The organism is Streptomyces sp. NBC_00663, from assembly GCF_036226885.1.
In the GTDB taxonomy this organism is placed as follows: Bacteria; Actinomycetota; Actinomycetes; order Streptomycetales; family Streptomycetaceae; genus Streptomyces.
Window position 1 is genome coordinate 8,449,634 of record NZ_CP109027.1, and the last position, 13,472, is coordinate 8,463,105.

General features: G+C 71.6%; 10 protein-coding genes. 4 read left to right on the forward strand and 6 right to left on the reverse strand.

Annotated features, from left to right (window positions below):
• Window positions 1–27: 27 nt before the first annotated feature.
• Together OG866_RS38375 and OG866_RS38380 are read right to left on the reverse strand one after the other, a co-directional pair.
• Window positions 28–2,037, reverse strand: a complete 2,010-nt coding sequence (locus OG866_RS38375; RefSeq protein ID WP_329341966.1) for a HEAT repeat domain-containing protein — start codon at window positions 2,035–2,037, stop codon at window positions 28–30.
• A gap of 1,001 nt (window positions 2,038–3,038) precedes the next feature.
• Window positions 3,039–4,694 (reverse strand): DNA alkylation response protein, encoded by a 1,656-nt coding sequence (locus OG866_RS38380; RefSeq protein ID WP_329341968.1) that lies wholly within the window; start codon window positions 4,692–4,694, stop codon window positions 3,039–3,041.
• A gap of 65 nt (window positions 4,695–4,759) precedes the next feature.
• On the opposite strand from OG866_RS38380, the gene OG866_RS38385 reads away from it, so the two are divergent.
• Window positions 4,760–5,548: a PaaX family transcriptional regulator C-terminal domain-containing protein gene (locus OG866_RS38385; protein ID WP_329341970.1), complete on the forward strand. Its 789-nt coding sequence runs from the start codon at window positions 4,760–4,762 to the stop codon at window positions 5,546–5,548.
• A 195-nt stretch (window positions 5,549–5,743) separates the two neighbouring features.
• On the opposite strand, the gene OG866_RS38390 is transcribed toward OG866_RS38385, so the two are convergent.
• The gene (locus tag OG866_RS38390) at window positions 5,744–6,547 is read right to left on the reverse strand and encodes a pectate lyase (protein ID WP_329341971.1); all 804 of its coding nucleotides are present in this window, start codon (window positions 6,545–6,547) and stop codon (window positions 5,744–5,746) included.
• A gap of 285 nt (window positions 6,548–6,832) precedes the next feature.
• Here OG866_RS38390 and OG866_RS38395 point away from each other — a divergent pair, with 285 nt between their 5' ends.
• On the forward strand, window positions 6,833–8,182 hold the full coding sequence (locus OG866_RS38395; RefSeq protein WP_443063604.1) for an extracellular catalytic domain type 1 short-chain-length polyhydroxyalkanoate depolymerase: 1,350 nt from the start codon (window positions 6,833–6,835) through the stop codon (window positions 8,180–8,182).
• 299 nt (window positions 8,183–8,481) lie between these two features.
• Here OG866_RS38395 and OG866_RS38400 read toward each other — a convergent pair whose 3' ends face one another.
• Window positions 8,482–9,561 carry an NADH:flavin oxidoreductase/NADH oxidase gene (locus OG866_RS38400; protein ID WP_329341975.1) on the reverse strand — a complete coding sequence of 360 codons (1,080 nt, stop codon included), beginning with the start codon at window positions 9,559–9,561 and terminating at the stop codon, window positions 8,482–8,484.
• Between the two features lie 140 nt (window positions 9,562–9,701).
• Here OG866_RS38400 and OG866_RS38405 point away from each other — a divergent pair, with 140 nt between their 5' ends.
• A complete protein-coding gene (locus OG866_RS38405) occupies window positions 9,702–10,049 on the forward strand; it encodes an ArsR/SmtB family transcription factor (protein WP_329341976.1) in 348 nt (115 codons plus the stop codon).
• On the opposite strand, the gene OG866_RS38410 is transcribed toward OG866_RS38405, so the two are convergent.
• Both OG866_RS38410 and OG866_RS38415 read right to left on the reverse strand, forming a co-directional pair.
• Window positions 9,975–11,357, reverse strand: coding sequence for a nucleobase:cation symporter-2 family protein (locus OG866_RS38410; RefSeq protein ID WP_329341978.1), 1,383 nt, complete (start codon window positions 11,355–11,357; stop codon window positions 9,975–9,977). The two genes, OG866_RS38405 and OG866_RS38410, sit on opposite strands and share 75 nt — an antisense overlap.
• 106 nt (window positions 11,358–11,463) lie before the next feature.
• Window positions 11,464–12,807 (reverse strand): FAD-dependent oxidoreductase, encoded by a 1,344-nt coding sequence (locus tag OG866_RS38415; protein WP_329341980.1) that lies wholly within the window; start codon window positions 12,805–12,807, stop codon window positions 11,464–11,466.
• Between the two features lie 199 nt (window positions 12,808–13,006).
• Here OG866_RS38415 and OG866_RS38420 point away from each other — a divergent pair, with 199 nt between their 5' ends.
• Complete coding sequence (locus OG866_RS38420; protein ID WP_329341981.1) at window positions 13,007–13,468, forward strand: DUF6214 family protein; 462 nt, start codon at window positions 13,007–13,009, stop codon at window positions 13,466–13,468.
• Window positions 13,469–13,472 lie beyond the last annotated feature (4 nt).

Below are 13,472 nucleotides of genomic sequence, written 5' to 3' on the forward strand. Positions count from 1 at the left end.
GCCCCGCCCTCCCCGCGAGGGCGACTCTCACCCCACCCCGAGTGCCGACCGGCAGATCTCCAGCAAAAGCTCGTCGGAGAGAACCGCCAGCGGCGCGTATCCCCCACAAGGGGCGATGTACCGCTGCGGGGCAGCCAGTTCTGCCCGGAGCAGGTCGTGCAAGGGGGCTCCGGCCGGGCCCATGGCCGCGATGCACTCGGCGATGGGCCGCCGCAGCTCCGGCGTCTGCGCCCACGTGCCGCGCAGCACCGGCAGCACCAGGTCGGATTCCGCTGCGCCGCCGATCCGCCACAGCGCACACGCCGCCGGCGTTCGCACCCACACGTGCGGGGCCTCGGCCTCTCGCCGGAGCCCGTTCACCGCGGGCGCGGCCTCCGGCCCCAGACGGCCCAGGACCTCGGTCGCGCCCCGGTGCGCGACGACCTCACCGCCAGGTGTCAGCAGTACCGACAGTACGGATGCGGCGTCCCCTGTCAGCGTCCAGAGCGCGTCCGCCGCCTCGATCGCGTTCTCCCCGTCCAAGAGCCCCCGCACCACCGGTATCGCCTCGCGTGCCGCCACACCGAGCGACCCGAGGGTGCGCAGGGCCGCGCCGACGACGACGGACCGCATCCTGTGGTCCGGCAGACCGGTCAGCAGCCGCAGGATCAGCGGCACGCTCTCCGTGTCGTTCAGCTCGCCGAGCCCCGAGAGCAGGGCCACCGCGCGGTTGTGGACGTCGGGGTCGTCGAGGGGCAGGCCCGCGAGGGCGGCCCGCAGCGCGGGTGCGAGAGGGGCGGCGGCCGGGCCGAGGTGGGCGACGACCTGCCCCAGGTCGTAGGGCGCGTCGGGGGCGGCGAGGAGTTGTCCCAGCACCGGCACCGCGCGTGGGTCCCCGCTCCTGGCCAGCGCCCTGAGCGGCTCGCCCAGCGTCGGCGCGCCGTGTTCCCAGTGCCGCACCCACAGCTCGGGGCGTGAGGTCACCAGGGCGTGCAGGTCGTCGGCGGCGGGCGCGGCCAGCTGGTAGAGGTCCTCTAGGACGGACGTCGCGGCGTCGCGCAACTGGTCCTGATCGGCGCCCAGTTGGGCGCCGATCAGGGCGACCGGTGTGCTGTAGTCGGCGCGCCAGTCGCGGAACAGCCCGGAGGACATCCACATCGCGTTGCACCGGTCGGTCGGATCCGGGCTCGTCAACTGCCCGTTCAGCAGGGCGATCCGGTCGGCCACCCGGCCGTCGAGCGCGGTGTGCAGGGTCCGCAGCAGCTGGGAGCCCTCCTCGTCCGAGGGGCGCAGCCGCCGCAACCGGCCGACCAGCGTGTTCGTGTCCGGACGGTCAGGTTCGCAGGACGGGTCCCGGCGTTGCCCGGAACGCTCCCGGAGCAGTCCGACGACCGTGGGCACCAGGTCGGCGGGGAGCCGGTCGGGTGCGCTGCCCGCCAACTGCCCGAGCGCGGCCAGTCGTTGACCGGGGCCGTAGGGCGCCATGCTCAGGGCGGTGAGGAGCTCCACGATCTCCGCCGCGTGCGCCCGATGCCGGTGGGCCAGGAAGCCGAGCCCCTCGGTCAGCGCGAGCAGGACCCGGCCGTCCCGCTCCACCGTGATCCGCTCGCGCAGCAGGCCCAGCACCCGCTCCGGTCGGTCCAGGAACCGCACGACGGCAGTCGCGGCCGTCCGGCGCACCCCCGCGTCCGGGTCCCCGGCCAGCCGGGCGAAGACCTCGGCGCCGGCCCGGACCGCCGCGTGCGCCATGACGTACCCCGCGTCCGCGCCCTCCGGCACCTCCCCGTCGCCGCCGATGCTGACCAGGAGCTCCACGATCCCGCCCCGGTCCTGCACCTCCTCGCGCGCGGCGAGCGTGAACAGGTACGGAACGCAGGCGAGCGTCGAGTCGTACACGTCTCCCTGGTGGTGCACCGCGCCGTACATCCCGTCGAGCGCGATCTCCCGCTCGGCGGGGTCCGCGGAGGCCAGCCCCCGCAGTAGGCCGGGTACGTCCTCCGCACTCCCGTACGCATGCCGCATCGAAGCCCAGTCGACCTCGTCGATCCCCGTGAACACGCTGCCCTCCCCAGGCGTAGTGCAAGTGATCCCGAGTCTGCACCACGGCACTGACAACCAAGCGGAATCACGGGGTGACGGTCTGTCGGCCAAACCGTCGCGGCTCACCGCGGCCTGGAGCGCCCGATCACGGCGTCACCCGGAGGGCGTCTCCCGATGGCCGGTTTCCGGCGGCAGGCCTCGATCAGCCGCGTCCCGGCAATGCCCGCCCCAGAATCGCGCCCGCGTCGGCCGCTTCCCGGCAATGCCCGTCCCGGAGTCGCGCCCATGTCGGCCGCTTCCCGGCAACGTCCGCCCCGGAGTCGTGCCCGCGTCGGCCGCTTCCCGGCAACGCCCGCCCCAGAATCGTGCCCGCGTCGGCCGCTTCCCGGCAACGTCCGTCCCGGAGTCGCGCCCATGTCGGCCGCTTTCCGGCAACACCCGCCCGGGAGTCGTGCCCGCGTCGGCCGCTTTCCGGCAACGTCCGTCCCGGAGTCGTGCCCATGTCGGCCGCTTCCCGGCAACGCCCGCCCCAGAATCGCGCCCGCGTCGGCCGCTTCCCGGCAACGTCCGTCCCGGAGTCGCGCCCATGTCGGCCGCTTCCCGGCAACGCCCGCCCCAGAATCGCGCCCGCGTCGGCCGCTTCCCGGCAACGTCCGTCCCGGAGTCGCGCCCATGTCGGCCGCTTCCCGGCAACGTCCGCCCCGGAGTCGCGCCCGCGTCGGCCGCTTCCCGGCAACGCCCGCCCCAGAATCGTGCCCGCGTCGGCCGCTTCCCGGCAACGTCCGTCCCGGAGTCGCGCCCATGTCGGCCGCTTTCCGGCAACACCCGCCCGGGAGTCGTGCCCGCGTCGGCCGCTTTCCGGCAACGTCCGTCCCGGAGTCGTGCCCATGTCGGCCGCTTCCCGGCAACGCCCGCCCCAGAATCGCGCCCGCGTCGGCCGCTTCCCGGCAACGTCCGTCCCGGAGTCGCGCCCATGTCAGCCGCTTCCCGGCAACGTCCGTCCCGGAGTCGCGCCCATGTCAGCCGCTTCCCGGCAGCGCCCGCCCCAGAATCGCGCCCACGTCGGCCGAGTCCGGCAGCGTACCGAAGGCGTACCCCCAGTCGCCGCCGAGCCGGGTCGCGCAGAAGGCGTCAGCGACCGCGGACGGGGCGTGCCGGATCAGGAGGGAGGCCTGGAGGGTGAGGGCCATCTGCTCCACCAGGCGCCGCGCCCCGGCCTCGGAGCCGCTGCTCAGGAGGCCCTTCAGCCGGCTCACCGCGGCGTCCAGACGATGGTCCGCCCCTCGCGCCAGGGCCAGTTCGTCGAACAGGGCCTGCGCGGTCCCCGGCTCCCGCGTCAACGCCCGCAGCACATCGAGGGCGTTGACGTTCCCCGAGCCCTCCCAGATCGAGAGCAGGGGAGCCTCACGGTAGTGGCGGGGCATGCCCGAGTCCTCCACGTAGCCGTTGCCGCCGAGGCACTCCAGGGCCTCCGCGGTGAAGGCCGGGCCCCGCTTGGTGACCCAGTACTTGCCGACGGCGGTGGCGATCCGCCGGAACGCCTGCTCCCCGGCGTCACCGCGCACCGCCCGGTCGGCCGCGCCCGCCAGCCGCAGGGTGAGGGTCGTGGCCGCCTCGGACTCCAGGGCGAGGTCGGCGAGAACGTTGCGCATCAGCGGCTGGTCGGCCAGCCGGGCGCCGAACGCGCTGCGGTGCCGGGCGTGATGGCCCGCCTCGACGAGCGTCTTGCGCATCAGCGTGGCCGACATCATCACGCAGTCGAGCCGGGTGCAGTTGACCATCTCGATGATGGTCTTCACACCGCGTCCCTCGGGCCCGACGAGCCAGGCCAGGGTGCCGTCGAACTCCGGCTCGGAGGACGCGTTCGAGCGGTTGCCGAGCTTGTCCTTGAGCCGCTGGATGCGGAAGGTGTTGCGGCTGCCGTCGGGCAGGACGCGCGGCACCAGGAAGCAGGACAGCCCCTCCGGCGCCTGCGCCAGCACCAGGAACACGTCGCACATCGGCGCCGACGTGAACCACTTGTGGCCGCGCAGGGTGTACACGCCAGGCTCCGAAGTCGGCGTCGCCGCCGTCGAGTTCGTCCGGACGTCGGACCCGCCCTGCTTCTCGGTCATCCCCATGCCCGCCAGCAGACCGCGCTTGTCCGTCGGCACGCGCAGCCCCGGCTCGTACTCCCTGCTGGTCAACAGGGGTTCGTAGACCTTCGCGAGGTCCGGCTGCTGACGCAGCGCGGGGACGGCGGCGTACGTCATCGAGGTCGGGCAGCCGTGCCCGGCGTCGGTGTGCCCCCAGGCCAACCCGCCCGCCGTGCGCGCCACATGGGCGCCGGACCGGTCGTCCGCCCAGGGCGATCCGGCCAGCCCCTCGGTGACCGCGGCCCGCATCAGGTGGTGCCAGCTCGGATGGAACTCGACCTCGTCGACCCGGTGGCCGTACCGGTCGTGCGTGCGCAGCTCGGGCTCGTGCCGGTTGGCGAGTTCGGCCCACTCCTGCGCCTCCGCGCTGCCCGCGAGCCGGCCGATCCGCCGTACGTCGTCCTCGGCCCAGCCCGCGCCCTCCCGGCGCAGCCCCTCCAGCAGGGCCACGTCCTCGGACGCGTCGTAGGGGGCCAGGGGAGGGGGCTGGTTGGTGACGTCATGCGTCGCGCTGCCCTCGTGCGCCGGTGAGAAGACCATACGGCGAGTGTTGCACTTTTGCTGCGACTGTAGCAATGATGCAATACCACCTACAGTACGTGACCATGCGGACGAACCCGGCCGACCGGCCCGATGAGCCAAAGGAGCCCGGCCGGCCCGAGCGGCCCGACGCGCCCGGCCGGTCAAGCCGGCTGGAACTGCGTCCTCTGTCCGCGCGCTCGGTCGTCCTGAGCCTGCTCCTGGGCGCGCATCCGCCCGAGCTGCCGGTGAAGGAGCTGGTGCGCCAGGTGGAGGCCTTCGGCGTCGGCGGCTCCACCGCGCGGGCCGCGCTCAGCCGCATGGTCGCGGCCGGGGACCTGCGCCGCACCGACACCGTCCACCGGCTGAGCGACCGGCTCCTGGAACGGCAGCGCCGTCAGGACGACGCCGTGCATCCCCGCACGCGCGCGTGGGACGGCGACTGGGAGATGCTCGTGGTCACGGCGACGGGCCGGGGCCCCGCCGAACGGGCCGACCTGCGCACCCGGCTGACCGCGCTGCGGCTGGCCGAACTGCGGGAGGGCGTCTGGCTGCGCCCCGCCAACCTGAGCCGCCCGCTGCCGGCCGACCTCGCCCAGGTGGGGGAGCGGTGCACGGCCCGTCCCGACCGCCCCGCGGCCGAACTGGCCGCGGTTCTCTGGCCGTTGGGCGCCTGGGCCGCCAAGGGCCGGGCCCTGCTCGCCCACACCGCGCGCGTGGACGGCCCCGCCGACCGCTTCACCGCCTACGCGGCGGTCGTACGTCATTTGCTCGCGGACCCGGTCCTGCCCACCGGACTCCTGCCCGCCGACTGGCCGGGAACCGCCCTGCGCACCGCCTACGCCGACTACCGACGGGAGCTCGGCACACAGTGAAGGCGCAAGGCGAAGGCGCAAGGCGAAGGCGCACTGTGAAGGCGCGCGGTGAAGGCACACGGCGAAGGCGCGTGGCGCGGGCACGGCGAGGGCACGATGCGGCGCACATGATGCGGCGGCCGTACGAAGCGCCGTGCGGGGACGCTTCGGACGGCCGCCCTCACCGTGGGGGGACTGCCCTGCTGACTGCGGCGCCTACTTGTACGTGATGTCCGAGGTCGCGTACTTGCAGTAAGTACTGTCAGGGCCCGAGCCGTTGGTGGTCGGCTCCTTGCCGCTGTTGTTGCCGATGTACTTCTGGCAGGGGATGATCTTCTTGCTGGAGTCCCCGACGATCGTGATGCCCCTCAGGGTCGCGCTGTCGCCGTAGTTGGTGTTGATGCCGACGAGCTTGCTGCCCTTGTAGGTCGCCTCGATGGTGTTGAGGTTGATCGTGCGCTTGTACTGCGTCGAGCAGTTGCCGCACGAGCGGACGAACGTGCCGAAGTTCTTCACGGCGAAGTTGGAGATGTTGAGCGTCCCGGCGCCGTTGAACTGGAACACCTTGTCGCTGGCTTCCTTCGCGCCGCCACCGGAGATGGTGTACACGTTCGACGACGAGGAGCCGCGGAACGTGGCAGCGTCCTCGCCGACGTCCTCCCACCAGACGTTCTGTAGCGTGCAGCTGCCCTCGCAGTGGATGCCGTCCGCCGCGGGCGCGCCGATGATGACGTTCTTCAGGACCGTGCCGGCGGCCAGCTCCAGGATCGGGCCCTGGTCCTCGTCCTGGCTGTCGCTGCCCAGGTCACCGGAGCCGTACAGGCGCTGCATCCCGTAGTCCTTGGTGCCGGACAGGGAGATGGTGGAGCTGACCGCCTTGCTGCTGGTGGGGGTGGGCCAGGTGGCGGCACTCGCCGACGGCGTGTTGATTGCCATGATCATGCCAACGGAGAGACCGAGGGCGGCGACCGCGCCGGTCACTGCGCGGCGGTGTGTGCGGGGAGGTGGTGAAGAAGTCATGTCCCGAATCCTTCTTCCTTGTTGGGGGGTGGTCGCGCACATGTACATGAACGACGTCCGTCATTCAGAACCGAATGTGCGAGCATCGTGACCTTTTGCGCGGATGGCCATGCCGCTGGGTCACGCTGCTGAACGGAACGTAGGGGGCAAGCGCTTTCTAGTCAACGCTTTGCGCAGAAGACGTCCGAACGCTCCTGGTCGCGGCGCCGGTCGTCCCGCGAAAAGCGTGGGAGCGCTTCCATGGCGGCCATGTGCATGTCACCATTCCTGTTGCTCCCCTCAGCGATGCCCCCACGAGCCGCCATCACGAAGGGACCCACCGTGTCCGCCACTGTCGGCACCATCGCGAGGAGACCGCTGCGCGCGGTCCTTGTCGCGCTCCACGCACTGCTGGTGGCGTTACTCGCCGCCGCCCTGCTCACCGCACCCCCGGCCGCCGCCGAGGAGGCCGCCCCGAGCGCCACCCTCACCGAGATCACGAACTTCGGCGCGAACCCCAGCAACCTACAGATGTACCTGTACGTCCCCGAGACCGTCACCGCCCACCCGGCGATCCTGGTGGCCGTCCACTACTGCACCGGCTCCGGTCCGGCGATGTACTCGGGCACCGAGTACGCCTCGCTCGCCGACCAGTACGGGTTCATCGTCGTGTACCCGTCGGTCACCCGCTCCAGCAAGTGCTTCGACGTCTCCTCGCCGCAGGCCCTCAAGCGCGGCGGCGGCAGCGACCCGGTCGGCATCAAGTCGATGGTCGACTGGACGGTCGACGCCTACGACGCCGACACCAGCCGGATCTTCGCCACCGGCATCTCTTCCGGCGCCATGATGACCAACGTCCTGCTCGGCGACTATCCGGACGTCTTCGCCGCGGGCGCGGCCTTCTCGGGCGTGCCGTTCGGCTGCTTCGCGACCACCGACGGCTCGGAGTGGAACAGCGCGTGCGCGCAGGGCACGATCACCCACACCGCGCAGGAGTGGGGCGACATCGCCCGCGCCGCCTACCCCGGATACTCCGGCCCCCGTCCGCGGATGCAGCTGTGGCACGGCACGGAGGACGACGTGCTGCGTTACCCCAACTTCGGGGAGGAGATCAAGCAGTGGACGAACGTCCAGGGCGTGAGCCAGACCCCGGCCGCCACCGACTCGCCCCAGTCCGGCTGGACCCGCACCCGCTACGGCGGCACCGGTGACCGCGCCCAGGTCGAGGCGATCAGCCTCCAGGGCGTCGGCCACAACCTGTACGCCTGGGGGATGGCCGCCCGCGTGCTCACGTTCTTCGGCCTCGACAGCGGCGGCACCGTGCCCCAACCCCCGGCCGGGCCCTGCAAGGTGACGGTGACCACCAATGCCTGGAACACCGGTCTGACCGCGTCGGTGACCCTCACCAACACCGGCACGAGCACGGTCAACGGCTGGCAGCTCGCCTTCACGCTGCCCGGCGGGCAGACCATCACCAACGGCTGGAACGCCACGTACGCGCCGAGTTCCGGCGCGGTGACGGCGACGAACGCCTCGTACAACGCGACGCTCGCGCCGAACGCGAGCGTCAGTATCGGCTACCAGGCGACGCACACCGGGAACAGTGCGGCGCCGGGCGCCTTCAGTCTCAACGGAACGGCCTGCACGGTGGGTTGACGGATCCGGCCGCGGGCGCCGTCAGTACGGCAGCAGTCGCCCCGACGGTGTCCTGCGGTCGATCGTCTCGTCCCGGCGCGGGGCGGGTCGGCGGATGACTCGGATGCGGGTCTGACCGTTCATGACGCCCTCCTCATGCTGATACCAACAGCCTCGCTGTCGCGGGCGCCTGGCACATCGTGCCTGGGGAGGCATTACCCCTGACCTGGGGGGAGCAACCGCCGGGGCCGCCCTACTTCTGCGGGAGGACCGGGACCTACTTCTCAGGTCCCGGTCCTCCCGCGGTGCGGTCCGTGGGCTCAGACCGACCGGTGGTACTGGTCCGGCACATGCACGTCCCCGCCCAGCTCCCGCGCGGCCTGGCGCGCCCAGGACGGGTTGCGCAGCAGCTCACGGCCGAGGAGCACGGCGTCCGCCTCGCCGTTGACCAGGATCTTCTCGGCCTGCCAGGGCTCGGTGATCAGGCCGACCGCAGCGACCGGGAGCCTGGTCTCGGCCTTGACCCGGGCCGCGAACGGCACCTGGTAACCGGGGCCGATCGGCATCCGGACGCCGGAGGCGTTGCCGCCGGTGGAGACGTCCAGGAGGTCGATGCCGTGGGCCTGGAGATCGGCGGCGAAGCGGACGGTGTCGTCCGGTGTCCAGCCACCCTCCTCCAGCCAGTCCGTGGCCGAGATACGGAAGAACAGCGGCTTGTCGTCCGGCCACACCTCCCGTACGGCGTCCACGACTTCGAGCGCGAAGCGGGTGCGGTTCTCGTACGAGCCGCCGTAGGCGTCGGTGCGATGGTTGGAGTGCGGGGAGAGGAAGTTGCCGATCAAATAGCCGTGGGCGCCATGGATTTCGGCGATCTCGAAGCCGGCGGCGAGGGCGCGGCGGGCCGCGTCCGCGAACTGGCCGACCACCTCCCGGATCTGGGCGGCTGTCAGCTCGGCCGGTGCCGGGTGCCGCTCGTCGAACGCCACCGGGCTCGGCCCGAGCGGCTGCCAGCCGCCGCCCTCGGTGCCGATCGGCGCGCCGCCCTTCCAGGGCCGCTCCGTCGAGGCCTTGCGTCCGGCGTGTGCGAGCTGGATGCCCGGGACCGTGCCCTGGCTCACCAGGAAGCGGGTGATCCGGCGGAAGGCCTCGACCTGGGTGTCGTTCCAGATGCCGAGGTCGTACGGCGAGATCCGGCCCTCGGGGCTCACACCCGTGGCCTCGACGATGACCAGGCCCGTACCGCCGGCCGCGCGCGCCGCGTAGTGCGCGAAGTGCCAGTCGTTGGGCGCCCCGGCCTCAGGGCCCTCGGGTGCCGCGGAGTACTGGCACATCGGCGGCATCCACACCCGGTTCGGGATCGTCACGTCGCGCAGGGTGTAGGGCTCGAAGAGTGCACTCACGGCGGGCTCCATTCGTCACGGGACCGGTGGTCGACTCGTACGATAGGCATCGTAGTACGGTGGATGTCAAACTACGAAGGGTTTCGTACAATGGGCGTCCCGAAGACTTCCCGAAGCCTTCCTCAAGAGGTGGAGCCGCCGTGACCTCGCCCGCTGTGAGCAGCCGTGACCTCCCGCATCCGGCCCGGGACGACATCCGGCTGGAGCCGATCCTGCACGCGCTCTCCGACCCGATGCGCCTCGCCATCGTGTGTGAGCTCGCCACCGTCGGTGACGAGCTCACGTGTTCGCAGTTCGCGCTGCCCGTCACCAAGTCCACCACCACGCACCACTTCCGGGTGCTGCGCGAGGCGGGCGTGATCCGGCAGATCTACCGGGGCACGGCCAAGATGAACGGCCTGCGCCGGGACGACCTAGACGACCTCTTCCCGGGGCTGCTCGACGTCCTTCTCGGCGCCGCCGACCGCCAGGCCGTCCGCCTCGGCTGAACCCGCCTTCGAGGGGAGGTGGTTGAAGAGCAGGTTCAGCACGATCGCCGTCAGACAGCCCGCGCTGATGCCGCTGTTCATCACCGTCTGGAACCAGTCCGGGAACTTCTCGTACACCGTCGGCACCCCGACCGGCAGCATGCCCATCGCCACCGAGACGGCCACCACCGTCAGGTTGTTGTTGCCCTTGAAGTCGACGGTCGCGAGAGTCCTGAGGCCGCTCGCGGCCACCGTCCCGAACATCACCAGCCCCGCACCACCGAGCACCGGCGCCGGTATCGCCGCGACCACCGCGCCCAGCTTGGGCAGCAGACCCAGCAGTACGAGGATGCCGCCCGCCGCGGCCACGACCCAGCGGCTGCGGACGCGGGTCATGCCGACGAGGCCGACGTTCTGGGCGTACGCCGTGTAGGGGAAGGTGTTGAAGACGCCGCCGAGGACGGTCGACAGGCCGTCGGCGCGCAGGCCGTCCGCGAGGGTGCGCGGCTCTACCTTGCGGTCGGTCATCTCGCCGACCGCGATCAGGTCACCGGTCGTCTCGGTCATCGTCACCAGTGCCACCACCAGCATCGACGCGATCGCCGAGGCCTCGAAGGTGGGCGCTCCGAAGTGGAACGGCGTACTGATCCCGAGCCAGTCCGCGCCGCCGACACCGTCGAAGTCCGTGAACCCGAACGGCACGGCCACCGCCAGTCCCACGACGATGCCGATCAGTACGGCGATCCGGCTCAGGAACGCGGGCGCGAACCGCTGCACACCCAGCACCACGAGGAGCACGAAGAGGGCCAGTCCCAGGTTCTTCGGCTCTCCGAAGTCCGTCGAACCGGCCCCGCCCGCGGCCCAGTTGCCCGCGACCGGCAGCAGCGACAGGCCGATGATCAGGATCACGGTGCCCGTGACGAGCGGCGGGAAGAACCGGAGGAGCCTGCCGAAGACCGGCGCGAGCAGCATGATGGCGAGCCCCGCGACGATGACGGAACCGTAGATCGCGGGGAGGCCGCCGCCGGTCGTGCCGATCAGCACCATCGGGGAGACGGCGGCGAACGTACAGCCCTGCATGATCGGCAGGCGCACGCCGAAGCGCCAGAAGCCGACGCACTGGATCAGGGTGGCGATACCGCAGACCAGGAGGTCGGCGGTGATCAGGTAGGCAAGATCCGCGGGCGACAGTTTCATCGCGCTGCCGACGATCAGGGGGACGGCCACGGCGCCGGCGTACATGGCGAGTACGTGTTGGAGGCCGAAGGCGAGGAGGTGGCGGGCGGGTGGGACTTCGTCGACAGGGTGCGCGGGTGCGGTTTGCGTCATGGCCGAGAACCGTAGGCTCCTTGAACAGATTGTTGATTTCGGGGGTGTTGCCGGTTCGTTTCTCGGTGCGGGTTGTGTGTGGTTGCTCGCGCGGTTCCCCGCGCCCCTAAGAGCCTTGGCCGCGTGCGGCGCTCATCAGTGAACCCCAGTCGGGGAGTTTCACCACTGCCCGTCCCAGCGATGCCCCGAGTGCCGCCTCCGCCTGTTCGATGGCGCACCAACCCGACCATTCGACCGGCTTGATCCCGTCCGCCCGCAATGCCGCGAGGGGATCACCCGGGCGCTCTTCCCGTACGAGCCTGTCGGCGTCCTCCAGCAGCGACGTCACCGTCTCCTTCGCGCACGGCCGGTTCGTGCCGATGACTCCCGTCGGGCCCCGCTTGATCCAGCCGGCCACGTACTCGCCCGGCGCCACCACGCCCCCGCGCAGGACGCGGCCGGCGAGATGGGGGACCGTGCCGTTCTGCGCGTCGAACGGCAGGCCCTCCAGGGGGATTCCGCGGTAACCCACCGAGCGCAGCACCAACTGGGCCTCGATGTCCTCGTATTGACCGGTGCCGGTAACCCCGCCCCGGCCGTCCGGCAGCGTCCGCTCGAAGCGCACCGCGCCCACGCGCCCCGCCTCGGATAGGAGTTCGACCGGGCGGAGGAAGAAGCGCACGTGGATGCGGCGCGGACTCCCTGTCGGCGGCGACTGGGCCCAACTCCGCAACACCTCCACGTTGCGGCGCTGGGCGGCGGGCAGGGCCGCGGGGTCCAGGTAGGCCGGATCGAGGGCCAACTCCTGCGCATCCACGGTGACGTCCGCCTCCGGGAGGCTGCCCAGCTCGCGCAGCTCCTTGGTGGTGAAGCGGGCCTGGGACGGGCCTCGGCGGCCCACCATGTGGACGTCCGTCACCCGGCTCGCGGCCAGCGCCGTGAGCGCCGGCTGGGGCATGTCCGTGGGGCTCAGCTCTGCGGCGCCGCGAGCCAGCATCCGTGCCACGTCGACCGCGACGTTCCCGACGCCGATCACCACCGCCGAGCGGGCCGCGCGGACGAAGTCGTCGTCCACGGCGTCCGGATGGGCGCTGTACCAGGACACGAACTGGGTGGCCGAGAAGCTCCCCGGCAGCTCCTCGCCGGGGATGCCGAGGTGCCGGTCGGTGGCGGCGCCCACGCAGTACACGACGGCGTGGTAGAGCTCCCGCAGGCGGGCGGTCGGCACTCCGTCGGCGCCGATCCGGACACCGCCGAGGAAGCGCACCCGCTCGTGCTCCAGGACCGTGCGCAGATTGTTCTGGAGGGACTTGATCTTCTCGTGGTCGGGTGCCACGCCGTAGCGGACGAGCCCGTACGGGCACGGCAGACGGTCCAGGACGTCGACATGGACCGAGGGGTGCAGTTGGACGAGGCTCTGGGCGGTGTAGCACCCGCTCGGCCCGGAGCCGACGACGGCGACACGAAGCACGGCGGTACTCCTTACCCGTGGGGTCAGAGCAGATCGCTGATGTCTCCAGCATCGCACCGTCGCTGCTGCGCTGACAGGGTGCTGTACGGACCGGGGGACGCGTGTCCGTTGGTATGGAAAGTGATCATGCGGTTACGTTGCGTGTGTGCTGGAAGCATCGTTTCTTAATCTTTCTGATCGTTGTCCGACGGACGGTGCGGTGTCCGTGTGGCCCGCGTGGGAAGTGCGGGAGGACGAGGGCGCGACCTCGTGGTTCCACGTCCGGCTGGCGTTCGCCGACGGCGCCCGGGTCGACCTGCTGGCCGTGGTGTCCGAAGGATGCGTCTCCCTGGAGGACGTGCGGGCCCAGCCGGCGCTCTCCCTCGACGACCTCGGGGTCCTCGCCGACTGGATCGAGGGCCCGCTCTTCGAGGCGTGCGGCCTCGGACAGGTGCCGGAGGAGGGCGAGCCGGGCGTATCACGGCGGGCCCGGCCGGCGTGGCCGCGGGGCATCGAGGGGCGCCGGCTCGTCGCGCAGGAGTACCGCGCCGCCCAGGAGGAGGGCGTGGACCCGGTGCTCGCGGTGATGTGCGCGACCGGGCACAGCCGTCGCAAGTCGCTCAGGATGATCGCGCAGGCGCGTGACGCGGGGTACCTGACACCGCGTCATGCGCGCCGCTGAGCAA